Source organism: Sporosarcina sp. USHLN248 (assembly GCF_037144575.1).
In the GTDB taxonomy this organism is placed as follows: Bacteria; Bacillota; Bacilli; order Bacillales_A; family Planococcaceae; genus Sporosarcina; species Sporosarcina contaminans.
Genome location: NZ_JBBCZC010000014.1, coordinates 37,179 through 55,154 on the forward strand (window position 1 = coordinate 37,179; position 17,976 = coordinate 55,154).

Consider the following 17,976-nt stretch of genomic DNA (forward strand, 5'->3'; position numbering starts at 1 on the left):
CTCTCTATCTAATATGATGATCAAAAATTATCCAATGCACGAGATGTCAAGTTCTCTTCGACTACTGGCGGCAAAATTGTAACAGTGCCTTCAATGACAGCTTTACCATCCTCGTTTTTCGCATTCACAGAAACTGTTATCATATTTTTTTCCACTTCTACTTGCATCACTTCAAATAAAAACTCAATTGTTTCATAATGGTAAACGATCTCTGGAAAATTTAAATTTTGCTTTACGATATGTGAACCGGGACCAGGTAAGTATTTTGATATGGCAGAAGTAATAATGCCCGTCAACATAATCGTAGGAACGATCGGCTTTTCAAATGGTGTCTGCGATGCATAATCATGCTGAATATATAATGGGTTGGCGTCATTCGTCAATCCGAGGTATAACAGTAAATCCTTATCCTCGATCTTCTCCGTCAGCTTCAGCTTTTCACCGACAGCAATTTCGTCAATCTTTCGGCCGACCCGCCTTTTTTTCCCTAATATCAAAAACTACTCCCCCTTAACTCCTAAAATAGAATGTTGATACTCAAAGTGTATCAATAAAGTTCCGAAAAGTGCAAGCAATGGCGTCACTACTCCACATCTCTGTTTAAGAAATGCTGAACTGCTCATATAGACGATTCATTACATATAACACACGCCAAGTACTCAAAAATTTTCGTTTACACACTTAAACCACTAACTTAAACGTAGAAATCGTCGCAAAAACTCATGAATGCGGTTAATTAGCGCATAACATCTACAAATCACTAAAAAACCGGAAAGCCAAAACGGCTTCCCGGTTTTCCAATTATTATGTTAGAACCTTCATGACGGCTTTCACAGAATCCGCGGATTTCGATAGTGCTGCTTTTTCATCATCCGTCAATTCAAGTTCTATAATTTTCTCGATACCGCCTGCTCCAAGCACAGTTGGAACACCAAGATAAATGCCTTCCATTCCATATTCGCCCTCGAGATAAGCAATGGAAGGCAATACTCGTTTTTGGTCTTTCAGAATCGCTTCTGCCATTTCAACAAGCGACGCGGCAGGTGCATAATACGCTGAACCATTTCCAAGCAAATTAACGATTTCGGCGCCACCTTTTCGAGTGCGTTCTACGATTTCTTCGAGTCGTTCAGCAGGTATCAATTTTTCAAGAGGCACCCCGCCAGCTGTCGAATACCGAACAAGCGGTACCATATCGTCTCCATGTCCCCCAAGAACAAATCCAGTAACGTCTTTGACGGATAGATTCAATTCTTGTGAAACGAATGTGCGGAAACGGGCTGTATCCAATACTCCCGATTGACCGATAACACGTTCTTTCGGGAAGTTAGATTCTTTGTATACTGTATATGTCATTGCATCGACTGGGTTCGTCAACACAATAATTGTTGTGTTTGGAGAATGCTTTACAATTTCGCTTGTTACAGCTTTCATGACTTTTTGATTCGTTTGAACAAGGTCATCTCGGCTCATTCCCGGTTTGCGGGCAATTCCAGCTGTAATGATGACGATGTCAGAGTCTTTCGTTTCTGCATAGTCCGAAGTGCCGATAATATTCGCATCGAAACCTTGGACAGGACCTGCTTCAAGCATGTCTAACGCTTTTCCTTTTGTCGGATTTTCCATTTGTGGAATATCAACTAATACAACGTCGCATAGCTCTTTTTGTGCAAGCAGAAATGCAGTTGTTGCTCCTGTAAATCCAGAACCAATTACTGAGACTTTTTTACGTTTCATTGTCATGGCAAAACTCTCCTTTTTTGATTCGATATGTATAAAGGGGGAGACTTGCTCCCCCTTACTGATCAGACAGCCGATTAAAAGCGCAGCATGTCTATAACTTTAACGATTTACAGATTTTTAATCAATTCATCCGCGAATTCAGATGTTTTAACTTCTTTCGCGCCATCCATTAGACGTGCGAAGTCGTAAGTAACAACTTTAGACGCAATTGTCTTTTCGATAGAAGCTGTGATCATGTCCGCTGCTTCGTTCCATCCCATATGCTCAAGCATCATAACACCTGAAAGCAATACTGAACATGGGTTCACTTTGTCAAGACCAGCATATTTTGGAGCAGTACCGTGAGTTGCTTCGAAAATAGCATGTCCTGTAACGTAGTTGATGTTCGCGCCAGGTGCGATACCGATACCGCCAACTTGTGCAGCAAGTGCATCAGAAATATAGTCGCCGTTTAAGTTCATCGTTGCAACAACATCGAACTCATTTGGACGAGTTAAGATTTGTTGAAGGAAGATATCAGCAATCGCATCTTTTACGATGATTTTGCCCGCAGCTTCTGCGTCAGCTTGTGCTTTGTTCGCAGCGTCTGTACCTTCAGCTTCTTTAATTTGATCGTAATGGTTCCAAGTGAACACTTTATCGCCAAACTCTTGCTCAGCAACTTCGTAGCCCCAGTTTTTGAATGCACCTTCTGTAAACTTCATGATGTTTCCTTTGTGTACAAGCGTTAATGATTTACGGCCTTCTTTAAGTGCATAGTTAAGCGCACCGCGAACAAGGCGTTTTGTACCTTCCTCAGAAACTGGTTTAATACCAATACCTGATGTTTCAGGGAAGCGGATTTTGTTAACACCCATTTCATTTTGAAGGAATGAGATCAATTTCTTTACTTCATCGGAGCCTTCTTTGTATTCAATACCTGCATAGATATCTTCTGTGTTCTCACGGAAGATGACCATATCGCAGTCTTCTGGACGTTTAACAGGAGAAGGAACACCTTCGAAATAACGTACAGGACGCAGGCAAGTGTAAAGGTCCAACTCTTGGCGAAGTGCAACGTTCAATGAACGGAATCCACCACCGATTGGAGTTGTCAAAGGTCCTTTAATTGCAATCAAATATTCTTCGATCGTATCAAGCGTTTCTTGTGGAAGCCATTCGCCAGTTTCGTTGAATGCTTTTTCTCCAGCAAGAACTTCTTTCCACTCAATTTTTTTCTTGCCATCATAAGCTTTTTCAACAGCCGCTTCCATTACGCGGGATGCTGCATGCCAAATGTCCGGGCCAGTTCCGTCCCCGATGATGAATGGAATCGTTGCGTGATCCGGCACATTAAGAACGCCGTTATTTACTGTGATTTTTGCCATTTTCTATTCCTCCATTTCAAAATGAGAGGGCCGGTATACTGAGGATACCGCCCCGAAGTATTTCCTTGTAAACTCATTCAAATCGACAGAATGTCTTTTGAATAACCTTACAAATTATCGTTCATTGATTGGCACATATTTTTGCATATCTGGACCAACATATTCTGCGCGTGGACGAATCAATCGATTGTTGGAGTATTGCTCCAAAATATGAGCCGTCCAGCCTGAACAGCGGGATACTGCAAAAATAGGTGTGAATAAATCATGATCGATCCCAAGTGAATGATATACCGAAGCCGAATAGAAATCAACGTTTGGCGGCAATTTCTTCTCGCCAGTAACGATTGATTCGATCTTCTCGGACATATTATACCATTTCTCTTCTCCGCGGAGTGAAGTCAATTTTTTAGACATTTCGCGAAGGTGTTTTGCACGAGGGTCACCTTTGCGGTATACGCGATGTCCGAACCCCATGATTTTTTCTTTATTGTTTAATTTTTCGCGGATATAATCTTCCACTTTGTCTTCTGAGCCGATTTCAGTAAGCATTTTCATTACTTGCTCATTAGCGCCGCCATGGAGAGGTCCTTTCAGGGCACCGATTGCAGCAGTAATTCCGGAATACATATCGGATAGTGTCGCAACACAAACACGTGCAGTGAAAGTAGATGCATTCAATTCATGGTCTGCATGCAGCACTAGTGCCTTGTTGAACGCTTCTATTGCAATATCTTCCGGCTCTTCGCCATTTAACATATAAAGGAAATTCGCTGCGTAGCCAAGCTCTTTTTTCGGAGCAACAGGTTCTTGTCCTTTACGGATACGGGAAAAAGCAGTGACAATTGTAGCAATTTTCGCTTGCAGCTTAATCGCTTTGTTGTAGTTTGCTTCATCAGACATATCTTCAGCTTGATCATCGTATAATCCTAAGAGGGAAACTGCTGTACGCAATGCAGCCATAGGATGTACATCTGCGATTGGGTATGTTTTGAAATGATCTAAAACTTCTTGAGGAACAGCCATATTGTCTGCAAGTTGCTGTTTTAGCTCTGAAAGCTCGTCCTCTTTCGGCAAACGCTGATGCCATAGCAGATAAACAACTTCCTCAAAACTTGCATTTTCCGCAAGATCATCAATATCATATCCGACGTATGTAAGTGTGTCATCAATAATTGAACTGATGGCGGATTGTGTCGCTACGATCCCTTCCAATCCTTTTGTTGCTGTCATATGAATCGCTCCTTTGCTCAATTTTGCCTATGCTCTGCATGAGAGACATATGGCAAATCTACTGTTCTTTTACCTTCACTTAAACGCTTACATGACCATTATAATCAAATGTAACAGTTTTGTGAATGGAAACGCTTGTTTTTGGTAATGAAAAAATGCTGGAAGGACGGAAATATGCTGAAAAATCACGAAAAACTAAGAACTTTTGCTGCCCCATTTCTACAATGGATTCCCGCTGTTCTTGCTGGAATTTTGCTTTTCGCAGTCCCTCCTATCGGCATCGCAATTCTTGTCGCTTACTTCACTTCACCGATATTATCAGCGATCCGGCTAATGATTAAATTGCCTTTGACAATTGCAACCTTGTTTGTCATGGCTTCCATCCTATTTATCGTTACAGCTTTTTCTTTCATTGCATTGCACGGTTTAATGGATGCGGTCCCAATCGTAGAAAAACATCTTTCGCCATTAACGGGCAGCACTGACATAGCTGGTAAAGTATTCTCCTTTTTAGAACAAAAAGTGATTGAATATGGACATGCGCTAATTGATTATGGAATTACGTTTACAACAACGCTGTTTCAACAAATATTTAGCCTGTTCATTTTCCTTGTTGCCTATTTTTTTGCGTTAAGAGAATCGGGCAAAAACAAATTTTGGTTTTTAGTTTATTTTCCTAACAGCATGCGAAAGTCTGCGAAAAGGATTTTCATGAGATCAGGGGAATTATTCGGCACGTTCTTATTCGTAGAAGCAAGACTATTTTTGCTTACCTTCATCATATTATGTTTAGGTTTTTCTGCCCTTCAATTTGAAGCACCGATCGGAAGCGCTTTTTTAGTGTCCATCGTTGATAGTTTGCCATTCTTAGGAATAGGTATTTTCATCATTCCAATGGCGATTTTTTTCTTGTACACGAAACAATTATCGATTGGAATTGCTTTAATTTTGCTTTATGTGTTCGTCTTAATCTCTCGGCAATTAGCTGAATCTTATATGTGGGCCTCAACATTTAAATTAAAACCGATCCATGCATTCTTCATTACAGTATGCTCCTTTTACATTTTCGGGCTGCTTGGAATTTTACTTACGCCTTTTTTGCTGTTCGCCGCACTGAAAGTGAAACAGCACCCGATTTTTAACGGATAATAATTTGGCCATTTTTCATCATTTTGTAGATGCGCCTTACGATGAATGGCCGAATAAGCTTTCTTGGCCATTTCAGCAATAATAATAAGCCCACTATATCCGTCAGGAACCCAGGAAAGATCAATAATACACCACCGATGAAAATACATAGGCTGTCTATCGCTGCATTGCCCGGCGTTTCCATGGAGGCAATTCTTTTCCGAAAGTCATTCCAAGCTTTCAAGCCTTGTCTTTTCGCAAAATATGCACCGCCTGCTCCAGTAAATAAAATAAGCAAAATTGTCCATAAAACGCCAATTTTGCTGCCAACATATAAAAGTACCGCCAACTCGACTAATGGCACAACGACAAAAGCAAATATTAGCCATTTCATAATGTCAACTCCATCTGCAAAAGGCCGCCATTTTCCCGGCGGCCTTTGCTTTATTTAATCGATTCCTTTGCGGATAAATATACCCGCTTTGTACAAATTATAAAACAATTACAACACACTTGCATGTCCATTATAAATAACGCCCGATTCAGCATCCATCGTTATTTCTGCCCCATTGCTAATGACTTTTGTGGCGTTTTCAACACCGACAATGACAGGGATTCCTAAGCTTAAGCCGACGACAGCTGCATGGCTAGTCAATCCGCCTTCTTCGGTAATTAATCCGGCACATCTTTCAATTGCCGGCATCATATCCCGGTCGGATGCTTTCGTAACGATAATGTTTCCTTCTGCAGCGGAAGGGTCAATATTTTGTGGATTCGGTACGATTACTGCTCTTCCATAAGAAACAGTTTTCCCAATTCCTTGCCCACGCGCTAACATGTCGCCAATAACGTGGATTTTCATCAAGTTTGTCGTACCTGCTTCTCCGACAGGAACTCCAGCAGTAATAATAACGACATCACCATGTGTCACGTATTGGTGCTTGACACTCTCTTCGACTGATTCTTGCAAAATTTCATCGATCGATGAAACACGTTCGCCTAAGATTGGATAAATCCCCCAAACGAGGCTTAGTTTTCGAGAACAAACTTCCGAAGACGTAATCGCGATAATTGGGCAGCCCGGGCGATATTTAGCAATCATTTTCGCAGTATGGCCGCTTTCAGTAGGTGCTAATACTGCTTTCACTTTTAAGTTAATTGCAGTGTAGGCGGCAGCCTGTCCAATTGCTTCCGTCATATTGCCATGTTTTTCACGGCGGCGTGTTGAAACGACCGAACGATAATCGACAGCTCCTTCAGTGGCTAGAGCAATACGGTCCATCGTTCTTACTGATTCGACCGGGTATAATCCCGCAGCCGTTTCACCAGAAAGCATTATAGCGTCCGAGCCATCTAAGATCGCATTGGCGACATCACTTGCCTCTGCTCGCGTTGGGCGCGGATTTCTTTGCATGGAATCCAACATCTGTGTTGCCGTAATAACCGGCTTGCCTACTTGATTACATTTTTCAATCATCTGCTTTTGAACTAATGGTACTTCTTCCGCAGGGATCTCCACGCCAAGATCACCCCGTGCAACCATCAAACCGTCTGAGACGTTCAATATTTCATCTAAATTGTCGACGCCTTCACGATTCTCGATTTTTGGAATGATATGAATTTGACGGCAATTATTTTTCTCCAATAGTTCCCGAATTTCCATAACATCAGAGGCACGGCGTACAAATGATGCAGCTATAAAGTCTACTTCTTCTTCAATGCCAAATAATATATCTTCTTTATCCTTTTCTGTAATCCCAGGCAGTTGGACTGAAACTCCTGGCACATTGACGCCTTTTTTATTTTTTAAGACGCCTGAATTGACGACTATCGTATGAATGAGACCCTTCTCTTCATCTTTTCCAGTCACTTCCAACTGGATAAGCCCGTCATCCAATAATATGACGGAACCCTTGTCTACATCCTCAATCAATTTTGAATAGGTTACGGAAAATACATGCTCGTCCCCTTCGACTTCCTGCATGGAAATATCGATTTCTTTTCCAGTAATCAATTCGACTTGCCCGTTTTTCATGGAATGCGTTCGGATTTCCGGACCTTTTGTATCCAACAGTATGCCTACCACTTTTCCTGTCCGTTTCGATGCTTCACGAATCGCTTTAATCCGCGCCCTATGCTCCTCATGGGAACCGTGGGAAAAGTTGAGACGTGCGACATTCATACCCGCCTCCATTAATTGTTCCAATACTTCAGGTGATTCACTTGCAGGTCCGATTGTACATACGATTTTAGTCTTTCTCATTCAATAACGCCCTTTCCAGTATCCATACGCTTCAGCGTAAATTTTTGCATGTCTCACTAAGATTATTATATCGATAATTCCTTGGACAATTTATAAAGCTCTCTGTCCACGGAATGATCCCTTTTTACAAATACCTCTTCCAAAGGATAGTCTACCACCATATGTTTTTGCATACCAATGGCAACTCCTCCTCTACCTTCTTTTAACACTTCAACCGCTCTTGCACCATATTGGCTTGCAATGACCCGATCTCTTGCAGAAGGGGAGCCGCCGCGTTGAATATGTCCCAAGACAGAAACACGTGTCTCTATATTCGCTGTTTCCATCAGCATTTTTGCTAGTTCGCCCCCAGACATAACGCCTTCTGCAACGATAATAATACTATGCTTTTTGCCGCGGCCCGTTCCGCTTTTCAACCGTTCAACGACTTCATGAATATCATAATCCTCTTCTGGAATTAAAATCGTTTCCGCTCCACCTGCAAGACCTGACCAAAGCGCCAAATCCCCGGCATCTCGTCCCATCACTTCAATAATGAAAGTCCTTTCATGGGAAGTCGCTGTATCTCTAATTTTATCGATTGCATCGATAACAGTATTCAATGCAGAATCAAAGCCGATTGTAAATTCAGTGCCATTAATATCATTGTCAATTGTAGCTGGCACACATGCACATGGAATTCCCATCTTCATCAATTCATATGCACCTCTAAACGATCCATCCCCACCGATGACGACAATTCCCTCAATGCCATTCAGCTTCAATTGATCAACAGCTTTTTCCCTTCCTTCAGGAGTCATAAACTCCGAAGACCTTGCTGAACGGAGCATCGTACCTCCGCGATGAATGATGTCGCCGACGGAGCCTAATTGAAGCAATTCAATTTTCCCATCGATTAAGCCTTGGTAGCCATTGAAAATCCCGGCTATTTCAAGATTTTCATAAATCGCTTTCCGTACGACTGCCCGGACAGCTGCATTCATGCCTGGTGCATCACCACCGCTTGTTAGCACAGCAATTTTTCGCATTTGGCACACTCCTTTCATATATGCAGTTACATTATAGCTTTTTAGACATATGTATCATTTCCTAAACAGTCGAATTGCCTATATTCTATCATTCATTGCATTCTTATAGAAGTAAGGAGACATATTCTTAATAAAAAAACTGTTTTAGACTAAGGCTAAAACAAGAAAAATCGTTGAAACGGAAAGCCACCCGCCCGCTGTCATGCAAAAGGTCTTGCATTTAAAATGCAGCCATTGCCTAACGCTATTACGGAGTGTCGCCTATTCCAACGATTTTCAAGCGTATTGCTTTTCAATTTTATTCAGTAAACTCACCAATTCGGCGGAATTTTTCATATCGGTCTTCGATCAATTCCGACCCACTCATGGAACAAAGGGAATGTAATGATGTTTTTAGAACTTCCCTAATTGCATCAGCTTGTTTTTGAACATCACGATGCGCGCCTCCCAATACCTCTGGAATAATCTCATCTATAATACCCATTTCCTTTAAATGCGGCGCTGTAATTTTCATTGCTTCGGCTGCCTGCTTAGATAAGCTTGCGTCCTTCCATAGAATGGATGCAGCCCCTTCAGGCGAAATGACGGAATATGTGGAATGCTCCAGCATATGAATCCGGTTGGCTACGCCAAGTGCCAGCGCACCACCGCTCCCTCCCTCTCCGATCACAATTGAAATGATCGGAACCGTTAAGCCCGCCATTTCGACTAAGTTTCTTGCAATTGCTTCACTTTGACCACGTTCTTCCGCAGCTTTTCCAGGGTAAGCCCCTTTCGTATCAATAAAACAAATGACCGGACGCCCGAATTTTTCCGCCTGTTTCATAAGGCGTAGTGCTTTTCGATACCCTTCAGGATGCGGCATTCCGAAATTACGCTTAACATTTTCCTTCGTATCTTTTCCGCGTTGATGGCCGATGACTGTAATCGGCATGCCATCGAAACGGCCAAGTCCTCCTACAATTGCTGCGTCATCCCCAAAATTGCGATCCCCATGCAGTTCAATAAAGTCTTCAAACAACTCCGCGATATAATCTAATGTTGTCGGACGCTGTGGATGCCTTGCAACTTGTACGCGATCCCACGGTTCCATATTGCCATATATTTCTATTTCTAAATTACTAAGCCGGGTTTTCAATTTTTCGATTTCATCTGAAAGATCCACTTCATTTGTCGATGTGAACTCTTCTAATTCCTCGATCTTTTCTCGCAGTTTAACGATCGGTTCTTCAAACGACAATGTTTTGCTCATGCTTTACTTCCTCCTTCACTTGATGGAGACCGATCAATTTTCCGATGCTTTCTTTTAGATCACATCTATGAATGACTGCATCTACTTGACCATGTTCCAAAAGGAATTCCGCCGTTTGGAAGTTATCTGGCAATTTTTCCCTAACTGTTTGTTCAATGACACGCCGTCCTGCAAACCCGATCAGCGCTTTCGGCTCAGCGATATTAATATCCCCAACAGAAGCGAAACTTGCCGACACACCACCTGTTGTCGGATATGTCATAATAGAAATGAACAGCAATCCTTCATCCGCATGCCGTTTTAGCGCAACGCTTGTCTTTGCCATTTGCATGAGTGATAATACCCCTTCTTGCATGCGGGCGCCGCCGCTCGCTGAGAAAATCAATATAGGAATACGTAATTCCGTTGCCTTCTCAACAGCCCTCGTAATCTTTTCACCGACGACAGATCCCATCGAACCCATCCGGAAATGGGAATCCATTATCGCAACTGCTGCTTCATGGCCATCTATCTTTCCTACGCCAGTCAATACTGCCTCATTCAATCCTGTCTTTTTTGCATCGGCTTCCACTTTTTCTGTATAGGAAGGAAATGACAGCGGGTTTTCCGTTTTTAAATGATCGTCCATCGATTGGAAAGTGCCTTCATCGAACAAGCACTCCACCCGTTCTTGAGCTGTCATTTTAAAATGGAAATCACATTTCGGGCAAACCTTTGCAGTTTTCATTAAATCCTTTGTTAATATAATTTGTTTACATTCGGGACATTTCGTCATAATCCCTTCTGGTACATCATGTTTAGCATCCGAAGATGGTATTGTGATCGCTTGTTTCTTTTTATTTTTTGCAAATAAATCGCGTAGCATTCATTTTCCCCCTTCGATTTCATCAATCCATTGACTATATGCCGATAGTGCTTTATTCTCATCGCCTTGAATAATGCCTAGTAACAATTCGGCAACAATCGGCTTTTCTCCTTCATCTGTCATCTGCGAAAAAGGAATTTTGCTATATTGTCTTAATATGAACCAAATTTTCAAAGATAGTCTGTTGTTCGCTGCAACGATCATTTCCCGAATGATGTCTTCACGCAACACTGAACCACTCTCTTCCAAATTGGCATATAAGCTTTCCCAAACAGGCAATGCATGTTTAGCAGGATCACCGCAAATGGTTTGGATTGCTGCTCGCTCATGAATGCTCCTCGTATTATCCACATCGGTTGCCGAATTCGGCTGTTGCATGACAAAATCGGATAGCACTTCAACGAGCTGATGTTTTTTGAAATCAGCTAAAAACGTTCCTTCTCCGCGCCTCGTTTCAATTAGGCCTAATAATTCAAGGCTTCTCAAAGCTTCACGCACAGTAGATCTGCCAACTTGCAACTTTTCGGCTAACACTCGTTCAGAAGGCAATTTATCTCCTATTTTTACGCCTTCTGTTTTAATCATCAACCGCAGCTCGCTAACAATATCAATAAACATTTTTGATGGTGGATTTGGATTTTGCATTCGAGAACCCCTTTGGATAATCTTCATCGTAGAAAGTGGTCAGACCACTCATGTCTTTAAGCATACAGAAAATAGGCGCAAACGTAAAGTATTTTTAGGAAGTTAGGAAAAAAAGAGTGAATGTTTATATACCAAAAGGATGATTTTTCAATGTTTAGGAATGCAATGCAATCGCTCAAAGCTGCATATCGAACTATAAGCGCATAAGTCAATATAGGAGCGCACGAACACTCACCTTTTGCCAAAATTTCCGGACAGGGACGCATGGGATATATGCAGAAATACAATTGCTGCATGCATATCGACTCCAATTGAGCGCAAATATTCCTGTTTAAGAACCAAATTAAAAAACAGTGTTGAAACAACATTTCGTTTCAACACTGTTTTCATTTTAATTATACTTCCTTCACTGACTGTACTACTATTTGGGGCTGTCCCCTTCTTCTTTCAACTGTTCCCTCGATCATTACTAAATTCAGTTCTTGCAAATGAACATTATTCGCTGCATATTGTTTCGGGAAAATGGTGCAAGACTTTTCGCCTGTTTCATCTTGAAGCGTAACAAAAGCCATCGCCTCGCCTTTTTTCGTTCGAATCCTTTTAATGTCAATCAGGAGCCCGACTACTTTCACAAAAGTACGGTCGTTCATTTTGTCAACTTCAGATAAAGCAAGATAACGTTCCTGCATCCTTCTTTTCATCTCGACAGCAGGATGTTCGGATAAATAAAATCCCAATACTTCCCGCTCGTTTTCAAGCAATGTCAATCTTTTCATCGTTCCGCCTGGAGAATATTTTGGGTTTGCAACAGAGTAAATCACTTCATGCAATAAATCATCACCTTCCGGACGGACAAACAAAGCATGATTCCTCGCCGCATCAATCGATGCTAAAAGCACTGCCCGGCTTTCTCCGAATTCATCCAATGCCCCAGCTTTGACGAGCGGGATAATATTTTTCTCCGTAAAATGATCACCGCCAATTGCAACGGCAAAATCAAATAACGATGTCCATGGCTTGCTGATCCTTCTTGCCTCTTTCAGCACATTGTAAAATGTTGGCGTAATTCCTTTTATAGCGCCCAAACCTAAACGGATATGGCCATTTTCAACGATATGCATATATTTGCTTTTGTTGACGGAAGGAGGCAAAATTTGAATGCCTTTCTCCTTTGCTTCCCGAATCATTTCCATCATTTTCTCTTGATTGCCAGCTGCGGTCGATAACAACGCAGCATAAAAATAAGCTGGCTCATTCGCTTTCACATAAGCTAATTGATAAGAAATATAAGAGTACGCAACCGCATGGCTTTTTGGAAATCCATAATCTGCAAATTTAACGATCAAATCATAAATATCAGCAGCTACCTTTTCCGGAAAATTGCGGCGAACAGCACTTTGCACAAAGTGAATCCGTTCCTCATGCAAAATTTCCCTTTTCTTCTTGCTGACAGCTCTGCGCAATAAATCAGCTTCAGATAGGGAGAACCCCGCAATACGAACCGCAATTTGCATAATTTGCTCCTGGTAGACGATAATGCCTTCTGTTTCCTTTAAAATCGGTTCCAATTCTGGATGCAAATAAGTGAAACGTTCATGAGCATTTTTTCTTTTACTATATAGAGGAATGTTTTCCATCGGACCTGGCCGATACAAAGCTGTAGCGGCATAGACATCTTCAAATTTATCTGGTTTTATAAGTCGTAAAGCGTCGCGCATGCCCGCTGATTCGAATTGGAAAATGCCTGTCGTATCGCCTGCTCTAAATAACTCAAGCGTCTTGTCGTCATTTAATGGAATATTATCATAACGGAATGTTCCACCTTTATCATGCTCGATCATTGATTTGATGCGATCCATTAAAGTTAGGTTCCGCAATCCTAAGAAATCCATTTTCAATAAGCCCGACTCTTCTACATCGCCCATCGCCCATTGTGTCAAATAGATGTCTTCCCCCCCGTTTTGCAATGGAACTGTGTTCACTAATGGGGTTGGCGATAGGACGACACCTGCAGCATGGGTGGAAGCATTTCTTGGCAGACCTTCTAATGCTTTTGCAGCATGCAGCCATTTTTCACGAATCGGGTCAATTGCAATCCATTGCTGTAGCGGCTTTGATTTATTAACTGCCTCTTCAAGCGATCTTGCATGTTCTTCACGGATCGCATTCGATACGAAAGCCATCTCTTCATTTGTAAAATCAAAAACCCGGGCTACATTTCGTGCTACCGATTTAGTTGAAAGCGTTCCAAAAGTAATGATTTGAGCGACATGACCTTTGCCGTATTTTCGGGCGACATATTCGATCACTTCTGACCTTCGGTGATCTGCAAAGTCTACGTCAATATCCGGCATTGTAATGCGTCCTGGATTTAAAAAGCGCTCAAAAATCAAGTTGTACCGAATTGGATCGACATCGGTTATATGGAGTGCATAAGCGACAAGCGAACCTGCCGAAGATCCGCGACCAGGACCGGTTAAAATGCCCTGTTCTCTTGCAAATCGGATGAAATCCTCGACAATTAAAAAATAATCGGCAAATCCCATTTCACAAATGATGCCAATTTCTTTCTCCAAACGCTTTTCATATCTTTCATCAATAAATGGAATCCTTCTCTTTAAGCCTGCTTGACAGTTGCTCTTCAATAATTTCTCGGCGGTCATACCTTCGGCTACAGGAAATTTCGGCAAAATGAATTGAGCAGGCGGCAAGCCCCCATTACAGGATAAAAGCATCTCAGACATATTCGAAAGCCATTCCGGACGATCTGAAAACCAATCTTTCAATTCCTCTTCGGCCGGTACATACGCATTTTCTTTACGTGTTTGTGGCTTAGATGGATCATTTAATTTATAGCCTAGGCGGATTGCCGAGGCGACTTCGAATGCAAATTCATCCTCTTTATGCAAATAACGAGATTCCTGTATCGCTGTAATCGTCAAATGAGCTGCTTCAGCCATTTCAACAATCGCATACTCCTCATGATGGCGGATACCGCCCGGCCTACCGACTCCGATGTAAAGCGATTCTTCGCCACAACTGTTTGTCAGGAGGCGAATCAAATCCACATTTCGTAATCCTTCATAAGAATCATCCGTCATCGGACAGATGAAAATACAGCCTGCACTATATGCTTTCAACCATTTTAAAGGCAATGTTTCCGTTTCACGAGTAGAAGAAGCACTGCTAATTTTCAGCAAATTACTGTAACCGATATCGTCTTTTGCATACGCATAGAGCAATACAGTCCGGTCATCATCGATCAACAGCTCAATCGACAGGCCAATGACCGGCTTTATGCCGTATTTCTCCATCACTTTGCAAAAAGACCGGACGCCATACATTTTCGAGTTGACGATACCAACTGCTACAGCCCCCCTCCTTTTCAGAAGCGGGGCTAATTGATCTAATTTAATAATACCGTGCAATAGATCCGCACCGGTAATTACTTGCGGATAGACAAGAGCCAATTGAAATCCCTCCGCCCAATTAATTTGCTGCACATAAGCCTTTCAATTTTTGAATGATTTCTTCCGCTTTATCCCAAGAATATATGGATGCACCGGATGCAAGAGGATGTCCTCCACCACCGTACTCGGCAGCAAGCGAGTTAATGACTGGTCTTTTTGAACGGAAACGAACTCGTATTTGATCATCTTCCTCGATGAAAATGACCCATGCACAAATCCCATACACATTCCCTAAGGAACCGACAAGCGACGATGTCTCCGTTGCTGTCACATCGAATTGCTCCAATATGGATTGATCGATTTTAATATAGGCAGCTCCGTTTTCATCCATAACAAAATTTTGGTAAATATAACCTTGCAAATGCAATATATTGCGATCTAACTCATACATCCGCGCAAATAATTCCGTTCGATCAAAATCATATTTAATCAGTTTGCTTGCGATTTCAAACGTCTTTTCCGTTGCACTCGGGAAAATGAATCGTCCGGTATCTCCAACGATACCTGCAAACAACAGCCTCGCTGCTTCTACCGGCATTTTCCAGCCATATTCCGCCTTACCTTCTTCATAGAGAACGTAAATCATTTCTGAAGTGGAACTTGCTGTCGTATCGACCCATCTTAAGTCACCGTATTGGTCGACATCTGGATGGTGATCGATTTTTAAGATAAAGTCTGCCGCTTCATAATGCTGATCCGCATCGATGCGTTCCGTGTTGCCTGTATCCGTAATAATGACGAGCGCTCCGGCATAATCCGACTGTCCGATTTCATCCTGCAGCGCCAAATAAGAAAGCAACTCATCATGCGTTCCAGCAGCGTATACCAACTTGTCCGGATAATTCGCTTTAATCAATTCTTTCAGCCCTACTTGCGAACCGTAAGCATCCGGATCCGGCCGAACATGCCTATGTATGATGATTTTGTCGTACTTTTCAATTGTGTCAATGATTTGTCTTTTCATTTTTCCAATTCCTCCGGTTATAATGATTTCTATTCGCATTCTATGTAAAAAGCCGATACAATGGAAACAGTTCTTTGATGGAGGCTTTTTGTATGAAAACACTTAATTTCTTGCTCGTCTTCTTTATTGTCGCATCCGGCGTCTTTTATTTCTATTTTAAAACACGCCAATTCAGGACAAGAAGCGTATTCCCGATCCGCAAAAAAATGTTTGCAAGCAAAGCTGGTGCATTTTTAGGCGGACTACTATTTTTCTTCGGAGTGAATCAACTTATTCTGTTTCAAGGAATCGCCACTTACATAGTTGCTGGGCTGTTTATCGTTTTCGGCGCTTATATTATGATCTTCAATACGAAAGCTGCGAAGCATTATAACCAATTTGTCGATGAGGAAACGAGACTGAATGAAAACTGATGCCTATAATTTGGGCATCAGTTTTTATCTTTCAAACAGCTGGTACATGAACATCGCTTTCGCAATAAGTTCCCCTTCCGAAAATAAATCGAAATCCACTTTTACGATTCTTCTACTCATATGCAATATTCTTGGCTCAACGGTAACAGTGCTTCCCAGTTGAACATGTTTAATGAAATAGACATTCATATTTTCCGGCAAGCTCTCTCCGCGCTTACGCATTTTAATTGCACGATTGCCAACTTCTGTCAACAAGGTCGTTAACGCACCGTATGATAGCGAACCAAATTGATTTGTCATTTGAGGAACGACTGTAAATTCGATGGATTGCGGATCGTCCGAAACCGCCTTCATTTGATTAATAACAATATCATCGATCTTTTCACCTTGCTGCGGCTGTCGCTGCGTCATTTGGAACGCCTTTAAAACGTCCTGCCGACTAATGATCCCTTCCAAAACGCCGCTGTCGCTCACAACCGGCATTAAATCGATCCCTTCCCAAATCATGCTATGCCCTGCTGATGCAACGCTCGTCTTCCCACTAACCGTAATCGGATGGGGGGTCATCACTTTCCCGATCATTTCATGGTCAGCTTTTCCAACAACGTCTCTTGACGTAACGATGCCGACCAGTTTGCCATCCTTTTCAACAACAGGATAACCAGAATGAACCGTTTTGCTATTAATATTGTTAAAATAGCCGACGGTCTCTTTCGGATAAAACTTAATCGTTTCATCTACAGGCGTCAAAATATCTTCTACAAGCAATATTTCCTTTTCGATCAATTGGTCGTAGATCGCGCGATTGAGCATTGTTGCAACGGTAAATGTATCATAGCTCGAAGAAATGATTGGCAAATTTAATTCATCCGCCAATTTCTTCACTTCATCCGCCGCATCAAAGCCACCAGTCACAAGAACGGCAGCCCCTGCAATTAAAGCGATTTCGTGGGCTTTCAAACGATTCCCGACAATTAACAAGCTGCCGGCATCTATATATCTTCTCATATCGTCTAACTGCATTGCCCCGATCACAAACTTCGTCAGCGTCTTATGCAAGCCCCCTCGACCACCAAGGACGACGCCATCAACAATATTGACAACTTCAGCAAACGTCAGCCGTTCGATATTCTCTTTCTTCTTCTTTTCAATGCGAATTGTGCCAACTCTTTCAATCGTGTTAACCAACTTTTGGTTTTCGGCTTCCTTAATCGCCCGATACGCCGTGCCCTCACTAACTGAAAGCGCACGCGCAACTTGACGGACCGAAATCTTTTCTCCTACATCCAAACTTTCAATATAACGTAGGATCAATTCATGTTTTGTTGACATACCTTCACCTTTTTCTCTAATAACCTACCCTTATTTTATCATAAAACATGCCAAATAGCGCCAATACAACTACTTGTCTATTCCCCCATTACGAAGTTACATCGCTTTCATGTATAGAAGGAATTAAAAACGCATAAATACATTTTCGCGAGCATAAAAGGCAAATAGGACGCATAACGTTCACTGACGCACGCATAACGCTTCCCGCAAGCGCATAAACAGTATGAAATGCGCATAACTCGCTGCACAAGCGTATAAACGACTTGGAACGCGCAT

15 protein-coding genes are annotated in these 17,976 nt (G+C 42.0%); 2 read left to right on the forward strand and 13 right to left on the reverse strand.

Annotated features, from left to right (window positions below; genetic code table 11):
* Window positions 1–20 precede the first annotated feature (20 nt).
* The 4 genes from WFH04_RS07590 to citZ form a co-directional block, all read right to left on the reverse strand.
* Window positions 21–494, reverse strand: a complete 474-nt coding sequence (locus tag WFH04_RS07590; protein WP_336823497.1) for a MaoC/PaaZ C-terminal domain-containing protein — start codon at window positions 492–494, stop codon at window positions 21–23.
* A gap of 310 nt (window positions 495–804) precedes the next feature.
* Window positions 805–1,743: a malate dehydrogenase gene (gene mdh, locus WFH04_RS07595; RefSeq protein ID WP_336823462.1), complete on the reverse strand. Its 939-nt coding sequence runs from the start codon at window positions 1,741–1,743 to the stop codon at window positions 805–807.
* Window positions 1,744–1,850: 107 nt separating this feature from the next.
* Window positions 1,851–3,110 (reverse strand): NADP-dependent isocitrate dehydrogenase, encoded by a 1,260-nt coding sequence (gene icd / locus WFH04_RS07600; RefSeq protein ID WP_336823463.1) that lies wholly within the window; start codon window positions 3,108–3,110, stop codon window positions 1,851–1,853.
* A gap of 114 nt (window positions 3,111–3,224) precedes the next feature.
* On the reverse strand, window positions 3,225–4,340 hold the full coding sequence (citZ, locus tag WFH04_RS07605) for a citrate synthase (protein WP_336823464.1): 1,116 nt from the start codon (window positions 4,338–4,340) through the stop codon (window positions 3,225–3,227).
* A gap of 174 nt (window positions 4,341–4,514) precedes the next feature.
* On the opposite strand from citZ, the gene WFH04_RS07610 reads away from it, so the two are divergent.
* Entirely contained in the window at window positions 4,515–5,489 is a 975-nt protein-coding gene (locus WFH04_RS07610; RefSeq protein ID WP_336823465.1) for an AI-2E family transporter, read from the forward strand.
* Here the strand turns inward: WFH04_RS07610 and WFH04_RS07615 are convergent.
* The 8 genes from WFH04_RS07615 to WFH04_RS07650 form a co-directional block, all read right to left on the reverse strand.
* Window positions 5,479–5,862, reverse strand: coding sequence for an FxsA family protein (locus tag WFH04_RS07615; RefSeq protein ID WP_336823466.1), 384 nt, complete (start codon window positions 5,860–5,862; stop codon window positions 5,479–5,481). The two genes, WFH04_RS07610 and WFH04_RS07615, sit on opposite strands and share 11 nt — an antisense overlap.
* A gap of 108 nt (window positions 5,863–5,970) precedes the next feature.
* Window positions 5,971–7,731 carry a pyruvate kinase gene (pyk, locus tag WFH04_RS07620; RefSeq protein WP_336823467.1) on the reverse strand — a complete coding sequence of 587 codons (1,761 nt, stop codon included), beginning with the start codon at window positions 7,729–7,731 and terminating at the stop codon, window positions 5,971–5,973.
* A gap of 65 nt (window positions 7,732–7,796) precedes the next feature.
* Window positions 7,797–8,759: a 6-phosphofructokinase gene (pfkA, locus tag WFH04_RS07625; RefSeq protein ID WP_336823468.1), complete on the reverse strand. Its 963-nt coding sequence runs from the start codon at window positions 8,757–8,759 to the stop codon at window positions 7,797–7,799.
* A gap of 298 nt (window positions 8,760–9,057) precedes the next feature.
* Entirely contained in the window at window positions 9,058–10,011 is a 954-nt protein-coding gene (locus WFH04_RS07630; protein WP_336823469.1) for an acetyl-CoA carboxylase carboxyltransferase subunit alpha, read from the reverse strand.
* Window positions 9,989–10,876, reverse strand: a complete 888-nt coding sequence (accD, locus tag WFH04_RS07635; protein ID WP_336823470.1) for an acetyl-CoA carboxylase, carboxyltransferase subunit beta — start codon at window positions 10,874–10,876, stop codon at window positions 9,989–9,991. Before accD ends, WFH04_RS07630 begins: the two co-directional genes overlap by 23 nt.
* On the reverse strand, window positions 10,877–11,521 hold the full coding sequence (locus tag WFH04_RS07640) for a FadR/GntR family transcriptional regulator (RefSeq protein ID WP_336823471.1): 645 nt from the start codon (window positions 11,519–11,521) through the stop codon (window positions 10,877–10,879). It abuts the gene before it with no gap.
* Window positions 11,522–11,916: 395 nt separating this feature from the next.
* Window positions 11,917–14,991 carry a DNA polymerase III subunit alpha gene (locus tag WFH04_RS07645; protein WP_336823472.1) on the reverse strand — a complete coding sequence of 1,025 codons (3,075 nt, stop codon included), beginning with the start codon at window positions 14,989–14,991 and terminating at the stop codon, window positions 11,917–11,919.
* 19 nt (window positions 14,992–15,010) lie between these two features.
* A complete protein-coding gene (locus WFH04_RS07650) occupies window positions 15,011–15,955 on the reverse strand; it encodes a DHH family phosphoesterase (protein WP_336823473.1) in 945 nt (314 codons plus the stop codon).
* Between the two features lie 92 nt (window positions 15,956–16,047).
* On the opposite strand from WFH04_RS07650, the gene WFH04_RS07655 reads away from it, so the two are divergent.
* Window positions 16,048–16,368: a YtpI family protein gene (locus WFH04_RS07655; RefSeq protein WP_336823474.1), complete on the forward strand. Its 321-nt coding sequence runs from the start codon at window positions 16,048–16,050 to the stop codon at window positions 16,366–16,368.
* A 24-nt stretch (window positions 16,369–16,392) separates the two neighbouring features.
* On the opposite strand, the gene WFH04_RS07660 is transcribed toward WFH04_RS07655, so the two are convergent.
* Window positions 16,393–17,700, reverse strand: coding sequence for a DRTGG domain-containing protein (locus WFH04_RS07660; RefSeq protein WP_336823475.1), 1,308 nt, complete (start codon window positions 17,698–17,700; stop codon window positions 16,393–16,395).
* Window positions 17,701–17,976: the final 276 nt, after the last annotated feature.